General features: G+C 44.6%; 25 protein-coding genes and 2 pseudogenes. 6 read left to right on the plus strand and 21 right to left on the minus strand.

Going from position 1 to position 26257, the window contains the following annotated elements; genetic code table 11:
• Nucleotides 1-72: 72 nt before the first annotated feature.
• Nucleotides 73-378, minus strand: a complete 306-nt coding sequence (locus D3P07_RS27375; RefSeq protein WP_259391296.1) for a WGxxGxxG family protein — start codon at nt 376-378, stop codon at nt 73-75.
• A gap of 414 nt (nt 379-792) precedes the next feature.
• Here D3P07_RS27375 and D3P07_RS02025 point away from each other — a divergent pair, with 414 nt between their 5' ends.
• Both D3P07_RS02025 and D3P07_RS02030 read left to right on the plus strand, forming a co-directional pair.
• A complete protein-coding gene (locus tag D3P07_RS02025; protein ID WP_119798412.1) occupies nt 793-2070 on the plus strand; it encodes an ABC transporter substrate-binding protein in 1278 nt (425 codons plus the stop codon).
• A gap of 156 nt (nt 2071-2226) precedes the next feature.
• Nucleotides 2227-3516: an ABC transporter substrate-binding protein gene (locus D3P07_RS02030; RefSeq protein ID WP_182914145.1), complete on the plus strand. Its 1290-nt coding sequence runs from the start codon at nt 2227-2229 to the stop codon at nt 3514-3516.
• Between the two features lie 75 nt (nt 3517-3591).
• Here the strand turns inward: D3P07_RS02030 and D3P07_RS02035 are convergent, their stop codons facing one another.
• The 4 genes from D3P07_RS02035 to D3P07_RS02050 all read right to left on the minus strand — a co-directional run bounded on the left by D3P07_RS02035 (nt 3592) and on the right by D3P07_RS02050 (nt 6296).
• Entirely contained in the window at nt 3592-4293 is a 702-nt protein-coding gene (locus D3P07_RS02035; RefSeq protein ID WP_259391297.1) for an LrgB family protein, read from the minus strand.
• Nucleotides 4265-4633, minus strand: coding sequence for a CidA/LrgA family protein (locus D3P07_RS02040; protein ID WP_119798414.1), 369 nt, complete (start codon nt 4631-4633; stop codon nt 4265-4267). Before D3P07_RS02040 ends, D3P07_RS02035 begins: the two co-directional genes overlap by 29 nt.
• Before the next feature lie 192 nt (nt 4634-4825).
• The gene (locus tag D3P07_RS02045; RefSeq protein WP_119798415.1) at nt 4826-5707 is read right to left on the minus strand and encodes a hypothetical protein; all 882 of its coding nucleotides are present in this window, start codon (nt 5705-5707) and stop codon (nt 4826-4828) included.
• A 196-nt stretch (nt 5708-5903) separates the two neighbouring features.
• On the minus strand, nt 5904-6296 hold the full coding sequence (locus D3P07_RS02050) for a rhodanese-like domain-containing protein (protein WP_119798416.1): 393 nt from the start codon (nt 6294-6296) through the stop codon (nt 5904-5906).
• A 248-nt stretch (nt 6297-6544) separates the two neighbouring features.
• Between D3P07_RS02050 and D3P07_RS02055 the strand changes: the two genes are divergently transcribed.
• A complete protein-coding gene (locus D3P07_RS02055; protein WP_119798417.1) occupies nt 6545-7333 on the plus strand; it encodes a hypothetical protein in 789 nt (262 codons plus the stop codon).
• Nucleotides 7334-7532: 199 nt separating this feature from the next.
• Here the strand turns inward: D3P07_RS02055 and D3P07_RS02060 are convergent, their stop codons facing one another.
• Nucleotides 7533-7904 (minus strand): iron chaperone, encoded by a 372-nt coding sequence (locus D3P07_RS02060; RefSeq protein ID WP_119798943.1) that lies wholly within the window; start codon nt 7902-7904, stop codon nt 7533-7535.
• A 454-nt stretch (nt 7905-8358) separates the two neighbouring features.
• On the opposite strand from D3P07_RS02060, the gene D3P07_RS02065 reads away from it, so the two are divergent.
• Entirely contained in the window at nt 8359-9273 is a 915-nt protein-coding gene (locus tag D3P07_RS02065) for an EamA family transporter (protein WP_119798418.1), read from the plus strand.
• A 114-nt stretch (nt 9274-9387) separates the two neighbouring features.
• Here the strand turns inward: D3P07_RS02065 and D3P07_RS02070 are convergent, their stop codons facing one another.
• The 7 genes and pseudogenes from D3P07_RS02070 to sigK (D3P07_RS02100) all read right to left on the minus strand — a co-directional run bounded on the left by D3P07_RS02070 (nt 9388) and on the right by sigK (D3P07_RS02100) (nt 17656).
• Nucleotides 9388-10251 carry an aldo/keto reductase gene (locus D3P07_RS02070; protein ID WP_119798419.1) on the minus strand — a complete coding sequence of 288 codons (864 nt, stop codon included), beginning with the start codon at nt 10249-10251 and terminating at the stop codon, nt 9388-9390.
• Nucleotides 10252-10290: 39 nt separating this feature from the next.
• Entirely contained in the window at nt 10291-10614 is a 324-nt protein-coding gene (locus D3P07_RS02075; RefSeq protein ID WP_119798944.1) for an ArsR/SmtB family transcription factor, read from the minus strand.
• Nucleotides 10615-10791: 177 nt separating this feature from the next.
• A pseudogene (locus tag D3P07_RS27380) lies at nt 10792-11197 on the minus strand (sigma-70 family RNA polymerase sigma factor); the annotation flags it as partial.
• 130 nt (nt 11198-11327) lie between these two features.
• Nucleotides 11328-13127 (minus strand): UvrD-helicase domain-containing protein, encoded by a 1800-nt coding sequence (locus D3P07_RS02085; RefSeq protein ID WP_119798420.1) that lies wholly within the window; start codon nt 13125-13127, stop codon nt 11328-11330.
• Entirely contained in the window at nt 13117-15270 is a 2154-nt protein-coding gene (locus D3P07_RS02090) for an ATP-dependent nuclease (protein ID WP_119798421.1), read from the minus strand. The genes D3P07_RS02085 and D3P07_RS02090 overlap by 11 nt, the downstream gene beginning before the upstream one ends.
• Nucleotides 15271-16005: 735 nt before the next feature.
• Nucleotides 16006-16806, minus strand: coding sequence for a hypothetical protein (locus tag D3P07_RS02095; RefSeq protein ID WP_119798422.1), 801 nt, complete (start codon nt 16804-16806; stop codon nt 16006-16008).
• A 317-nt stretch (nt 16807-17123) separates the two neighbouring features.
• Nucleotides 17124-17656: pseudogene (gene sigK, locus D3P07_RS02100) on the minus strand (RNA polymerase sporulation sigma factor SigK).
• A gap of 251 nt (nt 17657-17907) precedes the next feature.
• Here sigK (D3P07_RS02100) and D3P07_RS02105 point away from each other — a divergent pair.
• Entirely contained in the window at nt 17908-19092 is a 1185-nt protein-coding gene (locus D3P07_RS02105) for a patatin-like phospholipase family protein (protein WP_119798423.1), read from the plus strand.
• A gap of 149 nt (nt 19093-19241) precedes the next feature.
• Here the strand turns inward: D3P07_RS02105 and sigK (D3P07_RS02110) are convergent, their stop codons facing one another.
• Nucleotides 19242-19940 carry an RNA polymerase sporulation sigma factor SigK gene (gene sigK, locus D3P07_RS02110; RefSeq protein ID WP_119798424.1) on the minus strand — a complete coding sequence of 233 codons (699 nt, stop codon included), beginning with the start codon at nt 19938-19940 and terminating at the stop codon, nt 19242-19244.
• 484 nt (nt 19941-20424) lie between these two features.
• Between sigK (D3P07_RS02110) and D3P07_RS02120 the strand changes: the two genes are divergently transcribed.
• Nucleotides 20425-20865, plus strand: coding sequence for a hypothetical protein (locus tag D3P07_RS02120; protein WP_119798426.1), 441 nt, complete (start codon nt 20425-20427; stop codon nt 20863-20865).
• A gap of 376 nt (nt 20866-21241) precedes the next feature.
• On the opposite strand, the gene D3P07_RS27385 is transcribed toward D3P07_RS02120, so the two are convergent.
• From D3P07_RS27385 to D3P07_RS02150, 7 genes are all read right to left on the minus strand, one after another.
• A complete protein-coding gene (locus tag D3P07_RS27385; protein WP_259391353.1) occupies nt 21242-21556 on the minus strand; it encodes an acyl-CoA-like ligand-binding transcription factor in 315 nt (104 codons plus the stop codon).
• Between the two features lie 111 nt (nt 21557-21667).
• Entirely contained in the window at nt 21668-21784 is a 117-nt protein-coding gene (locus tag D3P07_RS27390) for a helix-turn-helix domain-containing protein (protein WP_310732512.1), read from the minus strand.
• Nucleotides 21785-21963: 179 nt separating this feature from the next.
• Nucleotides 21964-22248, minus strand: coding sequence for a hypothetical protein (locus D3P07_RS28010; protein ID WP_220482007.1), 285 nt, complete (start codon nt 22246-22248; stop codon nt 21964-21966).
• 171 nt (nt 22249-22419) lie between these two features.
• A complete protein-coding gene (locus D3P07_RS02135) occupies nt 22420-23586 on the minus strand; it encodes an N-acetylglucosamine-6-phosphate deacetylase (RefSeq protein ID WP_259391298.1) in 1167 nt (388 codons plus the stop codon).
• On the minus strand, nt 23583-24359 hold the full coding sequence (locus tag D3P07_RS02140; RefSeq protein ID WP_310732513.1) for a glucosamine-6-phosphate deaminase: 777 nt from the start codon (nt 24357-24359) through the stop codon (nt 23583-23585). Before D3P07_RS02140 ends, D3P07_RS02135 begins: the two co-directional genes overlap by 4 nt.
• A 24-nt stretch (nt 24360-24383) precedes the next feature.
• Complete coding sequence (gene uxuA / locus D3P07_RS02145; protein WP_119798429.1) at nt 24384-25442, minus strand: mannonate dehydratase; 1059 nt, start codon at nt 25440-25442, stop codon at nt 24384-24386.
• A gap of 28 nt (nt 25443-25470) precedes the next feature.
• Nucleotides 25471-26238 (minus strand): SDR family oxidoreductase, encoded by a 768-nt coding sequence (locus tag D3P07_RS02150; RefSeq protein ID WP_119798946.1) that lies wholly within the window; start codon nt 26236-26238, stop codon nt 25471-25473.
• Between the last annotated feature and the right edge of the window lie 19 nt (nt 26239-26257).

Here is a 26257-nt window from a genome sequence, read left to right on the forward strand (position 1 = left end):
ATGAAAAGGAACCATCCACTCCCCGCTAGGAGCTGAATGGTTCCTTTTTTTAGTTTTTTAGTTTCCAGAGCCCTATGATTCTTCGCGGTTCCTTCTTCTCAGTCCAGTCAACCCGAGCAAGCCGAGCAAACCTAACCAGTTCCAATTCGGACTCTTGTCCGCAGCCGGAACGGATGTCATGTGGTAGGAATCCAGATCTGAGCGCTGCAGATATCCGGGACTGCGCAGCGCCTTCGCCCGCTCTGATTGCAGCTGCATCTGCCTCACTTCCCTGGTTGTGCCTCCATTGTCCTGCTCTGGACTTGCTGCATTGACAGGCGCTGCGACTGCAAGCATGAGCAATAAACCAATGATGATATTCAGCTTCAGCCTTTTCATGGGCAACCTCCTGCTTTATTTGGGATTCCTATTTTTAGTTTTCCACCATTTCCAAGCACTATGCACCATCTTACATGACATCGCTGTATATGGAATCATCTGTGTATCTTCAGAAATTTGTATTGGCGAACGAAAATCCGGCCCATTTCGAGCAATAACCACATGGCGACTCACATGGTGCGTCGTCTTTTTCATGCTTGCTGCCCTCTATCATTGTGGATAGACGAATTTCTCTGAAATCATTGACGCGGTTCTATGAAGTATTTATGATCATATTATGAAATATTTTCTATAAAGCCCTTTTTTAATCATTATTATTGGAAACTCGCGATAGGATCACTTTTCCTTTCGCTTCATTCGAGGCAAATTGTCCACTGGGGGGATTATTATCATTTAAGTATAGGGGGCATAGAGATGAGAAAAAGAACAGACTGCTGGCTATCTGTCATATTAATCGCTGCGCTTCTGCTGCAAGGCTGCTCAACCCTTGGGGTTGGCAAGAAAGAGAAGCAGAACATCACGCTCAAAGTAATGGGGCAAACCGATGTGATAACACGATTCAAGCCGATGCTGGAAGAGAAGTTTCCGCATATCAGCTATGAAATTATCGATCCCATGATCACGCTGAATGCTGAGAAAATACCTGTGGACGGGTGGGATGATCGAATTGCTACGATCATCGAAGAGGAAGATGTGGATCTTTACCTGAACTATTATCCCGAAAGCTACATCGAGGATTTTCCGCTTGTGGATATGGCTCCACTGCTGACGCGCGACCGGATCATACGGAATGACATCCAGCAGATTCTTGTCGACTCCGCAAAGGGAACAGACGGCAGATTGCTGCAGCTCTCTCCTACTTTCAACCGGGATGTTCTCTTCATTAACCGAAAGCTATTCCGGGAGCTTGGCGTCCCTGAACCGAGAAGTCCCATGACCTGGGAACAATTCCGTCAGTCTGCCTTGGCGCTGCAAGAAAAAGACGCAACTGTACACGGCTATATCTTGAACATGCCATGGATGCTGCCATTCTATTGGGTCGCCGAAAACATTATGGGCTGGAAACAAATCGAAAACCGGCAGCTGCGCATTACGGAGCCCGAGTGGCGCCAACTATTCGAGCAGCTGTACGAAGACATGATGAAGGCATCGTTCCAAAACCTCGGAGATAGCCCGGATCGAGACCCGCAGCAAGCCGGCATGTACCTGGCGCCTGCCTCCTACGTCCAACAAATGATTTACGAACAGAGAACATCAGAAGACTGGACGATTACGGAACTGCCGAGAGACCCGTCACATACCCAAATGACACCTTTCGAAGCAACCAATAACTTTGCCATTCATGGCGATAGCTCTTATTCCGAAGATGCTTGGGGAGTCGTCTCCTACTTAATGAGCGAAGAAGCAGCAGTACGAATCATGGAAGAGCGAATTGCATATGGATTTGTCGCGTATCCGAATCTAATTTCCATCGGTGATTTTCCAATAGAACCAATCGTCACCGCCAACGGCACACCTTGGTCACCTTCTGACGAATCGTTAACCGAAGAAGCTTATCGCTCCTTGACCGATACGTTCAACGGGAATTTTGAAGCGGCCGCCATAGGACTTGTAACCTTTGATACCGCATGGGCAAACGCCGAGAAAAAAGTTCAGGAGCTTAACGCCGATCCGGGCTCATTTGAACAATAATTTTTTGCAACTATTCCATATGATGATGTGTTCTATATGTGGAGACCCCTATCCGGGACAGATAACCGATAAGATTCACCAGGCGCGTGTTCATGCAGCATCCGTATGATGTTTGTTTCTGCCGGACTACATAACTTTGACAGGAGGAATTTTTACATGAAGAAGGTTTGGAAATGGGTACCGCTCCTGCTGCTCGCTGCACTCCTTATGCAAGGCTGCTCCAGCTTAGGTATTGGATCCAAGGATAAATCTAAGGTTACATTAAAGGTACTGACATCTTCCACTCAATTCAATGCGTATGTACCATTATTAAAGGAAAAGTTCCCGCATTTGTCCTTTGAGGTAGTGGATGTGAACGGCAAGCTGCGGCAAGAGAATACGCCAGCCACTGAGCGGGAAAGCCGTGCGGTTGAAATCATTGAAGCCGAACAGCCCGATCTCTACTATAACTTCTCGCCCAATTACTATACAGAAGAGTCCAGGCTTGTCGATCTTGCCCCTCTGATCGAGCGGGACCACGTTCAACTGAACGAGGTCCAGCAGCAAGTCGTCGCCTCCACGGTCGACTCGGAAGGTGTACTGACCAGCATATCTCCTTCTATTGACCGGTACGTTCTGTTCGTTAATCGCAAGCTTCTTCAGGAACATAGCATAGCTGAGCCGTCTTCGCCCATGAGCTGGGAGGTCTTCCGGGAGACAGCTTTGGCCCTGAAAGAAAAAAATCAAAGCTTATCCGGTTATGAAATGAGCGATTCCTGGTGGTCCTATTATAGTATCTTCGTCGGAGAAACGATGATGGGGTTCCGCTCGATTGAGAATGGTCAACTAACGCTTGATCGACCGGAATGGAGAGCGCTGACGGAGCAGTTAGTTGAGGATTATCAAAACCAAATCGCAAAAAATGACGGATACAATCCTGACTTTAGTGAACGTCAGCGTACTGGAATGTTTGTAGAGAAAGCCAGCTATGTCCACAATATGCTGTCCAGCAATGCTACTACCGACAGTTGGTCCATCATGGAATTGCCAAATGGATTCGGCTATACAGGGTCGACCTCCTACTTGCTGCCAGCCGCCTTTTCGCTGGACAAATCGAGCAAGCATATCGAGGAAGCATGGAAGCTGATCATCTATTTGATGAGTGAGGAAGGAGCGTCGCTAATCAGCTCCAACTCGCTGTCAAGCGGATTCGTTACGTACCCCCAATATGTCAACATAGGCGATTTCTCAACGGATGTGATTTACCAGTCACAAGGAAGAGCCGCGCCAATATCGACCGAATCCCTCAAAAATGCTCCTTACTTGCAATTTAATAACGTCATGCAGAAGCAATTAAGCGATGCGGCTTCCGGTTCGATCACATTCGAACAAGCCTGGACAGAAGTTGAGAACATCGTGCGCGAGTTGAACGCCGATCCTGCGAACTTTATTACGAGAAGTAATTAATAATCAAGGGCCGACTAGCCGCAAGCCGTGATGGCTTACAGTTAGACGGCCCTTTCTGGTGGGCTCCTCTATGAATTATGTCGATAGCATCCACCAATAGACAGGCAGCATCAGCAAGGTGGAGATGATGCCTGCGGCTGCCATTGCGAAGCCGCTGACGCTGCCTTGCAGCTCGGAAGACTCCATCAGGCGCGCAGTTCCAATTCCATGGGAAGATGTGCCGATGGCAGCCCCTATGCCAATATCCGAATGCACGCCACACAGACGAAGAAGAGCTGGTCCCGCTAAGCTTCCGAACAGCCCCGTAATGACAGATATGGCAGCAGCCAGCTCCGGTATTCCGCCAAGCCGTCTGGCAATTTCCATCGAGAATGGCGCCGATGACGACTTGGCTACAACGGAGAACATCAGCTCCATAGATGCGCCAGTCAAGTGGAAGAAACCGGCCGTCATTCCAGCGGATACAATCGCGCCCAGCGTTATCCCCGTCATAACCGGCGCAAGCCTGCTTCGAATTCGTGATGCATGCTTGTATAACGGGACAGCCAGAGCGACCGTCGCAGGGCCGAGCGCCCAGCTCAGCCATTCGCCGCCTTTGCGGTAATCCTCATACGGAATGCCGCTCAGCATCAGAATCGCAATAATCGCAGCAGCCGTGAGGATCAGCGGATGCACCCAGCGGCGATTTGCCTTCAGCTTGACTGCCCCCCAATATAAACCAACCGTTAGTACAATGCCAAAAATCGGACTATGCAGAATGGGACCCAGAAGCGTCACGCTGTTCCCTCCTGTCTGGCCACAGCTTTATGGCTAATCCCGTTGCCAGCATCGTCACCAGCGTGCCAATGACAATGCTTGAGCCAATTGCAAGCCACTCCGACTGAATCTGCTTAGTGATAACCATCGTACCCACGATCGCCGGGGCAAACAGCAGGCCCATATGCCGGATCGCGATCTTCGAGCTAGCCTCGACCCATTCCAGCTTGATCCATCCTAGAAACAACGCGCATGCGAGCAGACCCAACCCGATGACATTCGCAGGCAGCGGAATAGATAAACCCTTTTCCAAGGCCAAGCCTATCAAATAAAATGCAATAAAGATTGCAAAGCCCCTCATTCGTATTCCCCTTCTCGTTGTCTGTCTGATCTATTTATTGTAGCAAGGATAAGCATGCGACAACACCCCTTTGCTTTACATCTTCATGCCAGTGAATTGACTTGTTCTCCTAGACATGAAAAAACTTCAGACCCGCGCGGCGGCGAGCCTGAAGCTGTTGTTCATTCCTAAGTCTTATTCTGCCTATCTCTGTTATCTTCTTAATTGAAACCGCTGAACCAGTTCTTCCGTGTCTTCCCATGGAATCGGCCGTATCCATTCGCTTTGCGAAAGCAAGCTGTCGATCTGATCAGCTCTAACGGTCCAGGTTAGCGGGATATCCGCCCTTGCCGCATAACCTGCAGCGAAATACACTTCAGGACCTGCTCCCGTTAAGTCGGCTAAAATATAGTGGCTTTCAGCCAGCGCTTCAAGCAGCTCCGAGTCCTGCTTGCGCAGGCTCGATGGCAACAGCAGACGGGTATCGTATCCGCATTGCTCAAGACCAGGCAGCAATTGAGCGGACCACTCCAACCCGATCTCCTCGTCTCCGACTATAACACTGAACAGCTTGCGTTTGCCGCCTCCTGAGAAGGCAGCTGCTTCACTCCAGCCCTGATCCGTCAGCTTCAAGATGGAGCCTTCTCTAACAAGCAGTTCCGTCTCCCGCAGCTTCTCCATGATATAGACGAACTCCTGCAGATTCGTGGAATACGTCAAGTTGAAGCTTTTGGACAACGGATGGAGATTCACGGGCTCCAAGGCCGATTCCGTCCGCCGGTACAAGTACTGTAGAAGTCTCTTCTCCTTCTCCTCCGTCGTCATCGGGATATCGGGATCGACCATCATCTCCTCCATCTTGCCTGGCGTCAGCAATAGTCGTTCCCCATTCTCGGCCCGCTCGCGAATATAGGCCGATACGATAGGCAGCACCTGCCGTTTCTTGGCGTAGGAGAAAGCCTGGATATACGAATAAGCATCTTTGCTCAAATGATAATACGTATTGGGCGCGCACATGCACCCCGAATAACGATCGAATTCTTCATCCTGTTTCATATCAATCAGTTCATTGCAAAACAAACAATGTTTCTTCATTCCTGTTCACCTCTCTTATACCCTTCGGAGAAGATGGACAAATTGAGGGCATCTCTTCAGTTCCAATTCCTGTATGGAGGGCTAATCATCAAAACAGCCTCAGTATGGGATGGTAGCAATCGCTAAAAAAGCCTTCCTATGTGGAAGGCTTAATCATGTGTATGATTGGCAGCTCATGATAGATAGGCTTTACTTTTTACTTTTTCGTGTTCAAAGGTCCGCCCCATGCCATAATGCCGCTCGATAGATGCCCCATGTTGCGATAGCCCAGCTTGCTCAGAATTCTCGCTGCTTTCCTGCTCCTGAGACCGCTTTGGCAATAAAGGAGCACTTTGTGGTCCTTCGGGACTTCCGTCAGCTTGTCCTGCAACTGGGACACCGGAATGTTGACTGCATTCGGAATATGGCTAGCTTGATATTCATGAGGCTCTCGGACATCAATGAGCAGTGCATCTGCATGATCACTCAGCTCTTGCTCAAACCGGATTGGACTCATATTTTTCAGTCCCCTTGCCGTGCCGAATCGGTTCCATAAAAACAGGCCTATTACCGCTGCGATGAGAAGATTAATGATTGTTGCGCTATCCATTCGGTATCCTCCGTCTTGATGGTGTTGTTCGTTTTATCACCTTGTCGCAATACATTCAACAGATACCCCTATGGGTATGAAACAACTATAAACTACCTCTAGTTAGGAGTCAAGGCGGGGCTTTATGGTCTTTAATAATTTCAACCTGCACCTCTTCATTGTATATATCTGTTTATTTATATAAAATTATCATCATGTCGATATCAATGATATCCATTGGATTACATCATACTTTAGGGGAATGTGGGATGGACTACAGGCGTTTAACTTTAATCACTTTATTCTCAGGGTTAATAGGGTGGCTAGCCATATACATACTTGGCCACTATTCATTAATTGCTGTATTTGTAGTTCCTTTATTTACCATCGCTCCGTATGCCAGTCTCTTATTCGCGATTATTATGTTCTTCATGACGAGAAAGTGGCTTTCGGTCGAAAGGCTTCTAGCTGTTCTCTTATTATTACCGATTCTGCTTTCGGTGGTAATACCCCGATTAAATCAACAAATCGATTTATATAAAACGCCTACCCATACTTTGATCCGCTCTTATTTTGAGTCGATTTATTTTTCACAACGCCATGTCCTGGACCTCTCTGATCCTCTCGTGGAGTATAGTAATCAAAATAAAACGATGCTGATCAATATAAAATTAATACCAGAGCTCTTTATTCAAGATATGAAAACATGGGAGAAGACAAATGCTGAATCGCGCTCCGACGATTCATTTGCACGATACATAATGAACAATTTAGAATTACTATTTATCAGGTGGCCAAAAGAAATGAATCAGTATACCCTCAAACCTGAACATCTCGTTGTTCACGCTTATTGGGGCAACGAAATGTTGACGGAAGTTCACTTTCAGAAAATAAATAAAGAATATGTGATTATACCTCCTTATCCAAAGTTAAGTTTAATGGAAGAAGATGCTCAAGGTTATTTATTGGTTCAAAGAGATGATACCTTCAAAAAAATAAAAGTTTATGATAGCGAAACAGAACGTTCCGATATAAAGATTGATTTAAAAGTGCATTGATTTTTCGTTAACGTCCTTGTTTGTACTATGCAAATATGACTCATTTTTTTATAATTTCTCAACTGCATAAGAGTTTCGTTCTTGATACAACGGGGCGTCAAAGGACGTAAGCAACGCATAGAAAAACCGATTGAAGTCATAGGACTCAATCGGTTTTTTACACTTTTAAATTCGCGTTCTAATCGCGTATATTCAAACTTCATTTCCGCCAAAATGTCGTACAGTCTGCCTTGTCCACAATATTAAACTCGATCATTTTCTCAAGCAATGAGAAGTCGACCGGATTATCCCACCGAAATCGCACAAGTTCCTTGGTATGATCATAGCCAGCTTGTACAATTTCATCCGCAAATTGAACCATACCCGCTTGCTCAGGCGCAACAGCCAAATGCTGCTTGGATACGCTAAAGCCAATAATATATGTGTCGTGATCGGTGAACATCGGCTGCTTCCAAGCTATCTTGGGCTCCAAATTCGGAAATCGCTCGGACACCCATGTCAGCACCTCTTCCGTCCGGGCCCGATGCTGCTCATTCACAATATTGGCTAAATATTCAGCAAACACTTCCATGTTATTCCCTCCTTGAATGAACATTGACCAAACATAAATCAAGTATATCAGCAGATAATCATGCTGCATAATTCAACCCTTCCAGCCGAAGAAACCACTTCATTCCAGTCACGTATTACCTAAAAACTGGATTGTCGGAGGTTATGATGAAACGAATATCACGAAAAAAGCTGGATACGGGCTCGGTTATTTTGGATTTCTTGGTTGAGTTATTGATATACGTGCCTCGTCTGGTTATTCGAGCAGTTAGATGGATTTTCGATTAGCCGGGCCCATATTTTGCAATTAATGATTGACAACAATCACAAGGTGTTTTTATACTGAATACCGAAACGGAATAATAAAACCTGTTTGGGATGTATGTGGACTTTTCTGGAGAACACTCTCTATTTTCGCCACACAAAGGCTTAATGGCCTTTTGTGTGGCTTTTTTGCATTCAAAAGGGGGATTACAATGAAATTATGGCATTATGCGTTGATCGTTTTTTTAGGGGGCTGCTGTTATGGGATTTTGTCCACCTTTGTTAAGTTGGCATATGCAGCAGGATTTTCGGTATCGGACGTAACCGGGGGCCAATACTTATTCGGAGCTGTACTTGCTTGGCTGGCTGTTTTATTTACCAAAAAGACGAAGCTGACCCGCATCCAAATCACCAAGCTGCTTCTATCGGGTATTCCATTCGGATTGACAGGCGTTTTTTATTATCAGGCTCTACAAACGCTTAACGCATCATTGGCGATCATTTTTCTATTCCAATTTGTTTGGATCGGAGCTCTCTTTGAGTGGATGTTTCATAAGAAAAAGCCGACAGGGAGCAAGCTTCTATCCATTGGTCTGCTTCTGATCGGCTCTGTCCTGGCTGCCAATATTCTGTTCCAGGGAGGGATGACGTTGTCCTTGGCAGGATGCATCTGGGGCTTGCTTGCTGCATTTAGCTTCACCACTTTCATCTTCTTGAGCAGCATCGTTGAGAGAGCGACCCCTCCGATCTTAAAAAGCGCTCTGCTTTCCACAGGGGGAGTTATCGTCGTGTTTTGCGCATTCCCTCCAACTTTTTTATTTGATTTGGATGTATTGATTGGGGTAGCTCCCTATGGATTGGCACTCGGCATATTTGGTGTCGTACTTCCTCCACTATTGTTTTCCATCGGAATGCCGCATGTCGGCTCAGGTTTGGGCACCATACTGACTGCATCCGAATTGCCGGTCGTCATTATCATGTCCTCTGTCGTACTAGGAGAAGTCATTAGCCTGCCTCAGTGGATTGGAGTGATCGTTATTCTAATAGGGATTGCCAGCAGCAATCTGCGGTTTAGAAAATCGAGCAGTAGATCTGCTGCAGCTATTCAGAAATCTGCCAGCAGCTAACACAAAAAAGCCGTTCGAGATGAACTGCTCCTTGTTATGGATAACAGGGCGCAGTACATCTTGAACGGCTGCCTATTAAATGTCTTTCATTCTCGATCTTTGTATTCCGTACGACTACATGAAGAGCTTCATCAGTTTAACAAACATGGGATTCACCTGATATCCTCTTGGATTGACAGAATATCGCTTACCGGTATCCAACCTCGCAATTCGCTCCATATCCTCCTCACTCAAATTGAAATTCAATACATCCATATTTTCCTTTATGCGTTGAGGATTCGAGGACTTTGGTATGACGATTGTTTCCCGGTTTAGGTGCCAGCGTAAAATGACTTGTCCTACCGTTTTTTGATGCCCTCGAGCTATGTCCTTTAGTTCTGTATTCTCAAACAAAGCCTTATTTCCTTGCCCCAATGGTGCCCATGCTTCATGCAATATTTGATGACGAGACATATACTCTCTCAATGGCTGCTGTTGAAATTCAGGATGAGTCTCAATCTGATTAATCATCGGAGTAATCTCCGAATGCTTCTTCAGATGCTCCAGGTGCTCGATCTCAAAGTTCGCTACACCTATAACTTTAATCCTTCCCTCCACATACAATTTCTCTAATGCTTTCCATGCGTCGACATAATGAGGACCGGCAAAATGAAGAAGGTACATGTCAAGATAAGTTGTATTCAACTTTTTACAGCTATGCTCAAAGGCCTGCTGTGTCTGCCAATACCCCAGATCGGTTGTCCAAACCTTTGATGTAAGGAAGAAATCTTCTCGCGGAAGACCACTATCCTCTATGCCACGCCCCAAGGCTTGTTCATTGCCGTAAATACGTGCTGTATCAAAATGGCGATATCCGGCTTTAATGGCTTCATTAATGGTTTTTTCAAATACACCGTTCTTCCCTTGTTTGAGATTATACACACCAAACCCCAGCTGTGGAATTTTTACTCCGTTCGCGGCTTCAATGGACATATCCATACATTTTCTCCTTTATAAAAACTACGATTAATATTGCAATTACTTGCAAAGCGACAAAATGATATCAATCATATTCCGTATGTCCTGCAATTTTTCAATCGCATGGATACGATAATAGTTTTTGGTTCCTTCTTTATGAACGCTAACGATCCCTGCATCTTTTAACACTTTAAGATGGTGGGCTAAAGCAGGTCGAGACAGATGCGTATACTGTCCAATCTCGCCCACCCGCATACCAGAATCTTGCGCTCTTTGAGCTAGAGTTATCAATATGGCTTGGCGAGTTTCATTGCCTATGGCCAAGAGTACAGCTTGGTTACTTTTAAAATCACGCAGGGTACGATTCATAACATCCTGTTCCATCCATTCTCTCTCCTTAGCGAAGCCAATTAAACCGTCCGGCAGTAAATAGCTTAACATATGTTCTTCATTCATAATCGATCGGTAAAGGAAATCAAGACCATTGAATTTAGCCCAATACAAAAAAGCCGGCATAAGCCGGCTGTCACAAAACGATGAATACCTCGTTACCTCTTCGCCTTATAAACTCATGATCAGCTTCATCAGAGCCTGCTTCTCGATTCTCGAAACATAACTCCGCGAGATGCTCAGCTCCTTCGCAATTTCCCGCTGCAACTTCCTTCTCACGATCATCCAGTATGTCTAGATTCTTGTAAATCTTGCTTTTCTCAATCTTAAGCTGAACCTTATCCGCGACGTCATCCGTTTCCGTACCCAAGATATCGATCAACGTAATTTCGTTGCCTTCCTTGTCCGTCCTTATCGGGTCATGCAGCGAAACGTCCTTGCGGGTTTTCTTCAAGGATCTTAAATGCATAAGTATTTCATTCTCGATACAACGGGCGGCGAAGGTCGCGAGCTTGGTGCCTTTGCCCGTCTGAAAGCTCTCGATGGCCTTGATCAATTGTATGATGTTGTTAGAGATTCCTGATTACTTCCTCATGATTTCCTGCAGTCGCTCCGTTAGCGTATTCGCTCTGCGATATTCGAAAAAGAGCTTGCAGTGGTGTCTTGCTATTTATAATATAAATATATTCATATTAAAATATGTAATTTTAGATACCATAAACTAGTGATACCTCAGAATCATTATACTCAAAATTCACTCTGCCAAGTTGCCGATTAACTTCATATTCATTTCCACTTTGAGTTAACCTACCTTTTTCTGCAAACATATAAAGATGCCTCTTAGCACGTGAACCAATAACATATAGTAGCTTTTTAGAATGTTCTTCTTCAACCATATAGTGTTGATTTATTATACTGTTCCAGTGTGGCACATAACCTCTTAGTAATCCAAATGCAATAACAGTGTCAAATTCCTCACCTTTTACACCATGACAAGTATTTACTACAACTCCTTTAGCAATTTGAAACATCGAACGGAAGTAGGATATATCCTTTGGTAAGGTTACAAAGTCAGGTTTAGAATACCTTCTCTCAATCCCATTAAAAAATGACTCCCAATGCTCGTATAGAACTTTATGATCTTCTAAGTCAATATTTAATAATGAAAATAACAAAGTAAATGCTTGTTTTAAATATAGAATACCATTTGATTCGTCTATTTTTATTCCGTTAATTAATCTTAGAAACTTACGGGATTGTTTACTATTAGTTTCATAATTCGTATTTGTAAATATATTAATTTCTTCGAGTATTTGCTTACTCCATCTCATTCTAGTCATATACATTTTTGAGGATGGCTTAGTTAATAATAGTCTAGCAAGCTTATACCAAAAATTATCTAGAGAACGAGGAAGAGGGGTCAATCCAGGTGCGTCAAATGGCACATCTGGCAGAAGTGACTTTAACCTTCTTGAAATAGTAGTTAAATGATCCCACCGAGGAGCAATAACACATATTTCCTTTGGATTAGTTCCTTTATTAAGATGATCACGAATAATAGTCGCTAATTCTTGATATAATTTATCTTTATGTGTTGTATTATTAAACTTCACTATTCCTTTATCTCTTCCATCATCAATCATTGATTCCACATTTGTCACATGCCATTGATATAATGTATAATAATCAATTATCCTTTGAATTGAACGATAATTACCAGATAGCTCCAACTTTTTTATCTCGCATCCTATTTCTTCTGCTATTTCAGAAACTTCTTTAGCCATTCCGCCTAACGAACTATAAATTGCCTGGTTGGGATCACCTACTAAAAACAATTTACATTTTTTTTGACTGGCTTTTATAATTTGACCAACTATTGCATACTGTAAGTCCTGTGTATCTTGAAACTCATCTATTAAAATATATGTGAAAATTCTCCCTAGATGTAACGATATTTTAGGATATTTCATTAAAAGTTGATAAGAGAAATATAGTAACAGGTCAAAATCAATCATCCGATTGTTTAATAATCGCTTATGCAACTCTTCTGCTGGATTATTACCAGCACCTATAAAATCATAACTTCCCTGCCTATTTATCCTAGTATTTATCTCAGTGAATCCTGGCAAATTGTACTCTTCAAATATTTGTTCCTTTAACTCGTCTACCATAAATTCATCTGCAATACTAAAACCATATTTAAGCTCTGATAAATTACTTGAATATGGACTTAGGATCCACTGAAAACAAAAAGAATGTATAGTCCCAGCCCAAAGCTGCTCAGTTGAAATACCCATTTCATCAATTCTTTTGCTTATTTCCTCAGCAGCACGATTAGTATAAGTCAGAGCGACAACCATCTTCTTTTTTGTAGACATTTTTTCTAATTCATAAGCTATTTTGGATGTTAATACACGCGTTTTCCCACTACCAGGACAAGCTATGACTAATGCATTCTCTTGAAATTTAACAGCTTCTTTCTGTTGAGGGTTTAGTTTACTCAGCATATTGATGCTCCCTTTCCTTACAAACCATCTTATAGAATCTGGATAGTTGATTTTCCGAATCCAGTTTATCAAGAGCACTTATTATTTCCGCAAGAATTGCATCGTGTTCCAGAGACTCTACTTTTCCTTTTTCAAGTATTGCCTCAAAGGTAGACTTATCTAACCTATTCTCCATGATATGCTTTGCCATTTTTATAATGTGCTTTGAGGTAATATGACTAGAAGCAAAAGCAATAGCTTCTAGAATATACGTTGGGATTAGTGTCTTTGGAGACAATCCTTCAGCAATTAATAAAGCAAACCAACCTTTGCCTTCTTTTTCTGCAAGTCGTAGAATTTCTACACCTTTAGTTCGTGAATCAACAGACGCTAACTTTAATCGTGGGTTTGTCTTATCTGCCTCTCTTGTATAGATTTTATCCAATATAGAGATTGTTTCATCTTCATTACCACTAAGAATGAATTCAACCTCAAAAGTATGCTTTGCGTAAAATGGCTGAACCCATTGATTGTCCTTATAAACTGTATCAAGCTTACTTCTTCTTTCTATACCCTTAGTTTGAGAATCCCTTGCTTTTTTCTGCTCCTTGTTGTCTATAGAAGAATCTTCTGGAAGATCGATTAAAGATATATCATTGTCTGTAATTACTGAACACCTTCTATGAATTCTTTCGTCGTGGAATAGCTTAGCTATATGCTCAAAAACAGTACTACTCATATTAATTATACTAACTCCTATTTCATCAAGACTTATTCCAAAAACTTTTTTAAACATCTCTGGAATAAGAATAAGCTCAGCGTCCCCTTCTACTAAAATTACACCTTTTGCAAACAATAGAGTAGACCTAGTAGCATCAAGGTAGCGCTCAATCCTCATGCATTCTTTTGGTAAGAGCGATTTACTCGGATTACAAACGTACGTTTGGTTCTTATCTTTACTGAGTACATTTACAGCACTAATTTTACTAGCGGATGAAATGTGTGTCGAATGAGTAGAAGCAATAACCTGTGTATTTTCAAATTGATACTTATCAAACAAAGTTTTTTGAATATGAGTATGAATGTGAGCCTCTGGTTCCTCAATTAAAAGAAAATGTGCAGCCTTTTCTTCCTTAGGTTGTTTATACTCATATTCTAATAACTTCAAGGTTATATAGATTAAATTTGCCCCACCTAAGCTAAGATCTTCTAACTTGCCTTCTTGATCTTCTTCGCCATCACCTACCCATAATGTTAAAGAAGTTAGGAGTTTATTTATCTCCTCTGGCAATTCTGATTTAATATTTACACTTGGGGCATATGTAAAACCTAATGTATCATTCAATGACGACTTTACTTTATCGGTTAGCTGCTTGATTTCTTCTAATTCACTTATTGTAGCATTCAATTCTACTACCTTGTCTGTGATGAATTGTGAATCTTTAACTTTAATATCATTTGCAGTACCTCTTAATAAGTTTAATAAAGGACTTTGTCTTATTTGCTTTAAATCACCTACTACGTTTCGTAATGCCTTGATAAAGGTACAAGCAATTTCATTTCGAATTAAAAATGTTTGCGAAGTTGGATTTCCTAGCTCATCCTGATCATCTTTATCAGGATCAGGAAACTCTATAGTTTCAAAATCCCCAACAATTTTTTTGTATACTAACTCATTAGTTAAGTCTGCGTTTCCTCTAAAACAATATACCGTTTCATAGTCGTTTATAGTTATTTTAGACAATATTATTTTTAGAGCTTCAGCGTTTTTATCTGAACTCTCGGTTAATTCATATAGTAGTTTTCTTAATCTCTTATTCGGTCTAAAGTACATAATATATGTACCTCTAGATTCCTCTTCGAGAACATTTTCCATTTTATGAGCTAGCATAGTTGTAGCCTCACTAGAATCTAAATCCTTAAATTCTAATTTAATAGCGATCCAGTGCCCTCGCCAATCATTAAGCCCCTTATTAAAGTCTGTCTCAATTAGCTTGGAAGCATTAATAGATAAATTTCCATCTAGCATAAGTCGTAGCGCATAAAACGCATTCGTTTTCCCGGATCCATTTTCACCAATTAAAGTATTAATTCCTTTTTTAAAGATAAAATTGCTACTTTTAAAATTTCTAAAATTAGTAATCGAAAGGTTTGAAATGTACATATTTTCACATCCCACATTTAAAATACATGATCTTTTCTTTATATACATATTTTGGATATCGTCTCCAACAAACATTAAAATTGAACTTTCTGAAAACAATTACCCGAGATAAATTGCAACATATCATCCCCCTTAAAGGTAGCACCCTCTTTTATTTTTATTGATACTATAAGTAAATTTATTCGTAGTGCTGTTATGATTTTTAAGACAATGTGTTTTGTCCACGATAAGGAGATCATAAATACATCGTTTTATTGTTCTTTTACAATCTTCAAAATGAACAAGTCCAGAATGGAGGAGATAATAGAGTCAGAATTCTCCCCCTCCTTCTCTTGTATCAGAGAGTTAGTATAGTATTTTTCTTCCAACCCTGTCTTCCATTGTCCACTAAAGGAGCAGGGACCAAAACTAACGTGGATTTAATTAAACTTCGTGTAAGGAGTTCCTTGACATTCAAAATCCTGCTTTAATTGTTTTAAGTAATCAAACCTCATCAGCCAATATTGCATTTCACTGCAAATCTCGCAGCACTTTCAATGTTGCTTCAGATTGCCATCGAAGGGGGATTTATATCAAAATCGTTAAGGCACAATAAACGATCAAAATCTCTCTTTAGAAGAATAGTTTGAGACTACGGTTGCAGCTTAACGTTTAAGCTCGTTGATCTACCTGATATTAATGTTATTTGCTCGTTAGTTGGAAAAATCACATTCATTAAGAGAACTTCCTATAATATCAAGTAGCATCTTCTCTTTTAAAGACATTCATTTTATATTTCAATAGATCTGCACGCTCTATATACCGGAACTCTAAAGATTCATCATGATGAGGTTCATTACCTAGTAAAAATGTATCCTTATCTACTGGATAAAATACAAACCATTTCTCTTCAACTCCGTTCTCGTTTAACAATATATAAATTGACTTATCAGAAAACAAATCGTATTCGATGCATAACTTAAAAATTAATTTAACGTAAAACAATACAACACAAGAAAATAGTAAGAACGAAACGTAAACAACAATAATTTCCACAAAAAAATTATCACTAGTTAACTCAAAATCAAATGTTTGTTGATCGACTGTATTCCCTAAATAAAAAGCAGGAAGAATTATCAGAACACAACAATATAATAAAGCAGATAGTAATATAGTGAGCTTTGTTTTAAAACCTATTGATTTAATATAATTCTTAAAGCTCTTATATCCGATTAATTTCCATATAAAAAACATAAAACCAATAATTAAATATATAATCATCACCCAAAGTATTACTTTATAATAAGAAATATTATTATCATATGAATGTACAAATACAGAGAACATTGAAATAGAAACTATAAACACTTGAAATAAATATCTTATGGTTAAAATAGATAACTTCTTCTCTTTAGAGAAAAAGATTTTTTCTGCGCTTGTTGCTGTAAATAACGTGATTGGTTGGCTTCTAAATAACATAAATAATAGGGAAACCACGCCCGCAGTCACAGTGCTACCTCTTATGAAACTAGTAACAATCTCTTCAATTTGATTCATTTTACCTATCCCCTTTTGTATGTACTTTACATTCTAATACTCTTCATTCAAAAAAACTGTCGTATTATGTCGTTACCGCGTGGATTTTTAAACATTTTGCTTTACAATCATTCTTACAGAAAATAAGCCAATAAATTGATTTGAAGAATACGCTTATTGAAGTTCACGGCGAACCTAAAAACCCACAATAATTTAAGTTTTTTGCAAATTTAAAAGCCGAACAGGTTCATTTGGCCCGTTCGGCTCCTTTGTTTCACTATGCTATCTTCAAAAATTTGACCCTTGTTACTGTTAAACTAAACTATATTGCAATCTAATTACCTCTTCGCCTTATAAAACTCATGATACAGCTTCATCAGAGTCCTCTTCTCAATCCGGCTCACATAACTCCGCGAAATGCCCAGCTCCTTCGCGATCTTCCGCTGCGTCCGCTTATCCCCGCCATGCACCAAACCAAATCTGCCGATCACAACTTCCTTCTCACGATCATCCAGTATGTCTAGATTCTTGTAAATTTTTCTCTTCTCGATCCTAAGCTGAACCTTATCCGCGACGTCATCCGTTTCCGTCCCCAAGATATCGATCAACGTAATTTCGCTGCCTTCTTTGTCGGTCCCTATCGGGTCATGCAGGAGACGTCCTTGCGGGTTTTCTTCAAAGATCTTAAATGCATAAGTATTTCGTTCTCGATACAACGGGCGGCGAAGGTCGTGAGCTTGGTGCCTTTGCCCGTCTGGCAGCTCTCAATGGCCTTGATCAGGCCGAAAGTGCCAATGCTGATGAGATCCTCAAGGTCTTCACCGGTGTTGTCGAAGTTTTTGACGTTGTGGACACAACCGGATGTAACCAATGGTTTTTACGCGGACCACCACCCGATCCGCGTCATCGCGACTAGGCACGTTTTCCCCTCTTCAGCATGCCGAGTTGGCGCTTCTATTTTTCTCATGCTACGAAAATAACATGTTGTTTAACATTGCGAGATTGTACACATCAGAATAGATCTCGCGTTATAATATATATAACTTTCCTTTACGGAATATAGGCGGCTCTACATTAATATTTTTAAATGTCCAAGCGAGTAATGAAGGAGGTTCGGAAGTCGTGACATCAACAAATACAGGCAAGTTGGCGCTTGCGCTTGAAGGGGGCGGCGCCAAGGGCGCTTACCATATGGGAGTGATGAAAGCCTACCAGGAGACGGGCCAAACCTTCGACGCCATAGCCGGCACCTCTATCGGCGCCCTGAACGGAGCCGTCATCGCGCAAGGGGATTTTGAGATCGGATACCAGGTCTGGGAGCGGCTGAACGCCCGATCAATCTTCGATATAAGTGACGAAGAATACCGCTTGCTGATGCGGCGAAAGCTCGATACGGCCGCCTTACGCCATTTGGCTTCGCGCACCAAGAGGCTAATCGCGGACAGGGGCATGGACACGCAAAAAATGCGCCTGTTGATGGAATCCCTCGTCGACGAAAGTCGGCTGCGGGCTTCCGCCGTGGACTTCGGCCTGGTGACGGTCTCCTTGAGCGATCGGGCGCCGCTCGAGCTTTACAAGGAGGATATTCCGCAGGGGCGCGTATTGGACTATCTGATGGCCAGCGCCGCTTTTCCCGGCTTTCAGACGACGTACATCGACGATAAAGCTTTTATCGACGGCGGACTATACGACAATTGTCCGATCAACATGCTCGCTCGCAAAGGATATACGAGCATCGTCGCAGTCCGAACGCTCGGATTCGGCGTGACCCGCAAAATCCGTTATCCTGGCCTCACAATTACGACGATCTCGCCCTCCGAGCCGCTGGGCGGTATGATGAGCTTTAATCCCGAAACGATACGCCGCAGCATGAGCATGGGGTATTACGACGCGCTCCGACAGCTGAGGGGCTTGCAAGGCCGCACTTACTGCATTGATATAGGCGGTTTCACCGAAGAGGCTTGCGACGAGATGCTGGCTTCACTCCCCGATGCCAAGCTGCTTGCGCTTGGCCGTATGCTCGGCGCGAGCGGTATTCCTGCCCGGGAGCTGTGGAGCAGGGTCATCGTGCCAAGGCTGTCACGCAGCATGCGCCTCCCCGCTGACGCCTCCTCCATCACTTTTATCGTCCGTCTGGCGGAGGTACTAGCCTCGGCCAAGGGAATTAATAAATACGCCGTCTACCGCTTTCCCGATTGGGTGCGCTCCACAATAAACGGCCCTCTGAAGAACGTCCAAGGACTCGGTTTCCGACAAGTGGAGCTCTGCATGGCGGCTCAGCGCATTTTAGAAGGAATTCGGTTGTGATAAGCTTAGAATTTTCGCGGTATGTCTGCACCGACATTTAAGGCAGAAGAAGTAATTTGATTAATGCGTTCATTTTGATTGAATAGATAAGCATGGCCTTGTAAATTTAAAAAAGCCGGCATTGCCGGCTAATCAACAAATTTGCATCTTCATCTTTTCGCCTTATAAAACTCATGATACAGCTTCATCAAAGCCCGCTTCTCAATTCGACTCACATAGCTCCGCGAGATGCCCAGCTCCTTCGCGATCTCCCGCTGTGTCCGCTCATCCCCGCCATGTACCAGCCCGAATCTCCCTATAACAACTTCCTTTTCGCGATCATCCAGTATGTCTAGATTCTTGTAAATCTTGCTTTTCTCGATCTTAAGCTGAACCTTATCCGCAACATCGTCTGTTTCCGTACCCAAGATATCGATCAACGTAATTTCGTTGCCTTCCTTGTCCGTCCCTATCGGGTCATGCAGCGAGACGTCCTTGCGGGTCTTCTTCAGTGATCTTAAATGCATAAGTATTTCATTCTCGATACAACGAGCGGCGAAGGTCGCGAGCTTGGTGCCTTTGCCCGTCTGGAAGCTCTCGATGGCCTTGATGAGGCCGATCGTGCCAATGCTGATAAGATCCTCCAGATCCTCACCGGTGTTGTCGAATTTTTTGACGATGTGAGCAACCAGCCTTAAGTTATGCTCTATGAGCAAATTGCGCGAATGCGCATTGCCTTCAGCCATCAACGCCAAATGCTTTGTCTCTTCATCCTCCTTAAGAGGCTGAGGAAAAGCATTGTTCTTCACATACGACACGAGCAACGTAAGCTGTTTGATAAATAAAGCGATAGCCGTAAAAAATCCCATGCTCCGTACACCCCCAAGCTGAATTGCTCAGGCTTATTCATAAGCCCTAGCGCGAAGATTCGTCAGTTGTACATTGTATGTGGGCTAGGGCCTATGTGTGCATGTACGGCTTAATGATCGGGAAAAGTCTTCAATCGCTCACGTTATAAGTCAGTTCTCTTCTTGATCTTCAACCTGAAAAATGAGTCATTTTACAAATACAGTTTGTCCGTTTCAAAGATGCATTTTTCCGAATGTAATAGAGTAGCGACAATAGAAAAGAGGTGAGAATATTGCCCGAACTTCCAGTTAGGCAAAAAGCCATGATCGTGTTGAATTATTCAACAACAAATGCAGCACTCCCATCCCCTTTTGAGCAACTGGTAAAAAATCTAGTCACTCAGGGATACCAGATTAAGCAACAGCTGAATTTGGACAAAGGTATGACGTTTATTCTCGAAAAAGAGTATGACGGCTAGTAAAAAATTTTAGGAGGTTTGATACAATGTCAAAGAAAAGAATTACAACTGGACCATTTTTCGTTCCTTTATCACCTAGTGCAACCGATTTTTTCTTTTTTGGAAGAGTGAATAACGGCCTGAACATCATTCTTAAAAATCATTCGGATAAAGCCCGGACAGTGAGAGTAACAGTAGACCAATGCGCTGCTGCACTTTTTCCTGCTGTCAGCGTTGAAGGAGCACCTGCTTTACCCGAAACAACGGTTACGCTCCAACCCGATCAATGCACAATATTACCAGTTGTCGTATCCTTTCCTAACACTTATCGTGTAGTTATCCGCGGTGATATCGATCTGGATGCGGAGAAAATGGAAGTATCCGTTACGGGAGGAAGTACAAATGCCGGGCTTGTTGAATTTGCAGATCCTACGCTGTTCTTCCGAATGGAGGATTTTGTAAAAGACGAAGTAGACGACGACGATTAAATGATTGCTATTGCCAGGGGCTGTCCATCGGTCATCTATGATGACTAAAGGACGGCCCTCTTTCCTAAATAGACCATTCCATGGTGAAACGCGCAACCTGCACAAAAACTATTGTTCCGCCTGCAATTGTATCCAGTTTCCTGAACAAAGGTGTAACGGTGGGATTCCAACAAAAGAAACCATTCCTATGTAAAATGGAAGTGCGACCTGCCATTTACGAAGGAATGGTTTCTTTGTATACTCACTATCCATGGACCAACTTCATCAAAGTCGGCCGGGAGAACGTGTTCATGTGGATCCTTTCGGTCCATTGCGGCAGTTTGCGCGTCTCGCCATGATGCTCTCAACGTTAGAAAGGACGGCACAGCCTGCAGACTCATAATGTGAGGCCGTTCTCCAAGACTTCAAACGCTTCATTCAATAGCCGGGCAAACTCCGCTTTCGTAGCATCGGCATAGTGCTCCATTAACGATAAATTAATCCCTACGATAACCCCGGAAAAGGTCCGTATGGCCGGAGCGTCGACATTGCCGCCTATCCGCTTGGCAACAATCTGCGTTAACAGATGCATCATCTGCGATACATTGTTCATCGCCGACGCTCGCAGCTCTGGAACCGCCATAATAAGCCGGTTGCGCCGACGAGTTGTTTCCCACTCTTCGTCCGTTATTTCATTAATTCCTGAAATCATCACATTTCGAACAGCTTGCAAAGGACTTAAATCCGGCGGTTGATTTTCAAACGCAGCGACGAGCAAAGGATCGTAATTATCGGTTAAGACTACGTCCTCTTTTTTCGCAAATTAACAAAAAAATGTGCTTGGTGAAATTTCCGCTGCATCGGCTATTTGTTCAACTGTCGTCGCATGATAACCTTTTTCTTGAAAAAGCCTTAATGCATGCATCTGCACATTAGCCATCGTTTTCGCTCACGCAATCCGACTTTTGGCGTCGTGCCTTGAGACATCCTTTTTCTCTCCTAACCCTACCAAATGGAACTTCAATCGACATCTTCAACATCACATTGTCACTTTGATTAGAGCCAATGTCAACTTGCACTCCATTTCATAATACGTCAGCTTTCATAGCGGCCCGCAGTCTATAGATCTCGATGAGCCAGCTTCCTCCAGCCCGCGCAACCGCCGATAGTAAATACAGCAACCGATCCAACCACAGAGCTCCATGCAAGGCCGCCGCCTTGGCTGATGGCATACGCATCAAATAGCCATTTCAAAGCGGTCAAATCGGAAAGCATATAGAACAAGAACATAAGAAACACAATTCCGATTCCGAGAGATAACGCCCCCCGTTCGGTGGAAAGCCAGGATGTTAGCGCGTAACCGATTCCCATAAAACCAAGAACAATGAAAAGACCTGCCGCCATGACACCGCCTACAGCAGCGACGTTATTGATTACACCGAGACCTATGCCGATCAATAGAACTATACAAGTGGATAAGCTGGCGATAATGACCACTTTTACAACATGCGCCGCACATTTGGCCCAATAAATATTCGTTCTGCTGCGGGGTGTTGCGAAAAGAAATTCGGCTGTCTAATACACCTTTACGCCCTGAACATATGTTTCGCGAATCCGCAACGAATCTCCGTTGCGGTCGAGCAATACGAAATCCGCAGCCGCCCCTGCACCGAACGTCATTTCTTTGCCGTTCAGGAACGTCCGGGGACGAATGGACGCCATATTCCACGCCTCCGCGAAGGTGCAAAGCTTTAGGCGCATCATCTGCTCCACGCCTCGGAACAGCATTTGGGCAGAGCCGGCAAGCAAATTCGGCTGATCTGCAAGATGCAGCCGGCCTTCAGGCGTCAGAACGACCTTGCCGCCGATATGCGGCGCATATTCGCCAGCCGGCATGCCCGCCAGTTGAACCGCATCGCTGACGAGCATTGCCCGCTCCCCTTTCACCTTCAATATAACCTTTAGCACAGATTCGGGAAGGTGAAATCCATCGGCAATCATGCAAGCCCACAACCGATCCTGAGCAAGCTGCTCCCATATATAATTCGGATGCCGCGGCAGCATCAGATGCGCGCCGTTGCCCAAATGGGTCGACATTCTCGCGCCGGCAGCTGCCGCCTCCCGAATTTGCTCAGCGGTTGCGCTTGTATGGCCTATGGAGACAATGACGCCGCTTGCCGTAACCTTCTCGATAAATTCAATAGATCCTGGCCATTCCGGCGACAGCGTAATGATTTTGATTCTGCCTTGGGCCGCTTCTTGCCAACGCTGGAACAACTCCCAGTCCGGCGGCCGCACGAACGCCTTGCCATGCGCGCCTCGCGGTCCGTCCTCCGGGGAAATAAACGGTCCTTCCAGATGAATGCCCGCGACTGCATGATCCGTATATGCATCCGCAGCACAGGCAGCGGCAATCGCCGCGACCGCCTCGATGATAGCCTCGGAGCTGTTCGTGATGACCGTAGGCATATAGGAGGTGACCCCCTCCGCCCACAAGGCGCGGGTAAATTGCTGAGGCATCCCGGATGCAATCGGAAGCGTATTGAAATCCATCCCCCGATACCCGTTAATTTGCAAATCGAGCAGCCCTGGAGCAATCCAAGGCTGATTGCCCGCCTCCTCGTCCAAGCGGGTCATTCGTTCGATCTTGCCGCCGCTTAGCTCAACCTGCACAAGCTCGCCCGATTCATAATGAATCGCCTTCAGCATACCAGGCTTGATTCCTGCCGCATCGTTCGTCATATTTGATCAACCCCGTAAGCATCAGTGTCGACAAACAGCGTGCAGTTCGTATGGGTTCGCAGGATCGAAGCCGGGCAATCCGTCGTAATCGATCCGAAAAGCGCTTTATTCACCGCCTCGCGCTTGGTCGCTCCCGGCACGATGCAATATAAATGCTTGCCCGACATTAGCGCCGGAATAGTCAAGGTAAGCGCATGGGTCGGCACATCGTTGACATGAGGAAAACATCCGTCATTCACCTGCTGCTGCCGGCAAACCGCATCCAGCTCAACCGGCTTCACCCAGACCGGATCATGAAAATCAGCCACCGGCGGATCGTTGAAGGCAAGATGTCCGTTCTCTCCGATGCCCAGGCAGACGATATCAATCGGCTGCTCCTGAAGCAGCTGGGCATATCGGCGGCATTCCTCTTCGCCCGAGCCGGTTCCATCAATGAGATGAATGCGTCCGGGCCGAACACGATTGAATAAGCGCTCGCAGATATACGTACTGAATTTTTGCGCGGCATCGGCAGGCAGACCTATATATTCATCCATATGAAAGGCGGTTACCTTCGACCAATCTATGCCATCCGCCTGCGCAAGCCGATCGACGAATTCATTCTGCGACGGCGCGGAAGCAAAGATCATGCGCACCTGGCCCTGCTGTGAAATGAGCTGCTTCATCCGCTCTATGACCTGTTCCGCTGCGGATTCGCCCATCTCTTTCCTCGTATGGTATACCTGAATCTCCAACAGATCCACTTGTTTGATCTCCAGCGGTTTCGTCTTCATGTTCATTTCCCTCCGAGTATATCGCTAGTCGTTTGATCGTTCTCTTTCTTTCGTCACCGCTTCCCATGCGCCATTCAGATAAACCGCTCCCAACGCACGATCGTACAGCCCGTAGCCCGGCTTGCCCGTCTCCCCCCAGATCATCCGGCCGTGATCCGGCCTGATTGGACCGGCGAAATCAATATCGCGCAATGCTCGGATGATTTCCACCATATCCAGCGATCCAGCTGTCGAGAGATGCGCGGACTCCTGAAATGATCTAGGCCCCGTCCATTTCACATTGCGGGCATGAACGAAGTTAACTCTGCCTTTTGCTCCAAAATAACGAATCATCTCCGGCACGTCATTGGATGGGTCCGCTCCCAGGGAGCCGCTGCACAGGCAGAGGCCATGATTGGGACTATCATGCAGCCCGATCAGCCGCTCCAGGTTCTGCTGATTGGTTATAATACGCGGCAAGCCAAATATCGGCCATGGCGGGTCATCCGGATGAATGGCCATGCGAAGCCCGGCTTCATCGGCCACCGGCATAATCGCTTGGATGAAATAAGCGAGGTTTTCCCACAGCTTTTCCTCTGGTACCGATTGATAATGGTTGAATAAAATTTGCAACTGCCCATCCTCATAGCTGGTATCCCAGCCGGGAAGCTTAAGCTCGCCGGAGAGTGGATTCATCCGCTCAATAACTTCTTCCTCATAAATCAGTGCGGTTGAACCGTCTTCCAGCTCATAATCAAGCGAGGAGCGAGTCCAGTCAAAGACCGGCATGAAATTGTAGCAAACAACTGGAATCCCCGCTCTCGCCAAGTTGCGCAGCGTTTGCTTATAATTCTCGATATAGCGGTCGCGCGTCGGCAAGCCGATTTTTATATCTTCGTGCACAGGCACGCTTTCAATCACTTCCAATTGCAATCCCGCAGCTTCAATCGTCTGCTTCAAAGCCAAAATGTGCTCATACGGCCATACTTCCCCTACGGGAATATCGTAAATGGCCGTCACAATCCCGCCGACGCCGGGAATTTGCCGGATCTTCTCCAATGTTACCGGGTCCTGATGGCCGAACCATCGGAATGACATTTTCAATTCAAGCGCCTCCTGCCCTAGGTGTTGGTTATATCGTCATAGCCCCGAAACCGCCGTCGACGCGCAATAGCGTGCCGGTGACAAAGCTTGATGCCCGTTCCGCAGCCAGATAGACTGCGGCTCCTTGCAATTCCTCGGGACTACCGAAGCGTCCCATGGGCGTATGGCCCATAATCGCATCCGTCCTCTCCTTGGACAGAATGCTGCGATTTTGCTCTGCGGGAAAAAATCCCGGAATGATGGCATTCACCCGAATGCCCGCCGGGGCAAATTCGCGGGCTAAAAACTTCGTCAAATTATTGACCGCCGCCTTGGATGCGGAATAAGTAAACACGCGAGATAAGGGAGGATCCGACGAAACGGATGAAATGTTGATGATGCTTCCGCCTTTGCCCTGTCGTACCATCTGTTGCCCAAATAGTTGACAGACAAGAAACACGCTCTTCAGATTGACATCCATAATCGAATCCCATTCCTCGGACGTAATTTCAAAAAAAGGCGTGGCGCTGTTGATGCCAGGGCAATTCATGACTATGTCGACTTGGCCCGACCATTCCAGCACCTCGGCCAGCACACGCTTCAAGTCCGCTTCCTGCGTGACATCGGCACCAAAGCAACGGGAAGCGCCGCCGTTTTCTTCGATCTGCTTGCTCACCTCGCGGGACTTCTCCTGATTTCTCCCTACTATGGCAAGCTGCGCTCCATGTGCAGCCAGGGCGATCGCCATCGTTCCGCCAAGCGTGCTGTTTCCGCCAATGACAACCGCCGTTTTCCCCGACAAATCAAATAGATTCATAGGACCTCCATGACCGGCA

This window comes from Paenibacillus sp. 1011MAR3C5 (assembly GCF_003591485.1).
Classification (GTDB): Bacteria; Bacillota; Bacilli; order Paenibacillales; family Paenibacillaceae; genus Pristimantibacillus.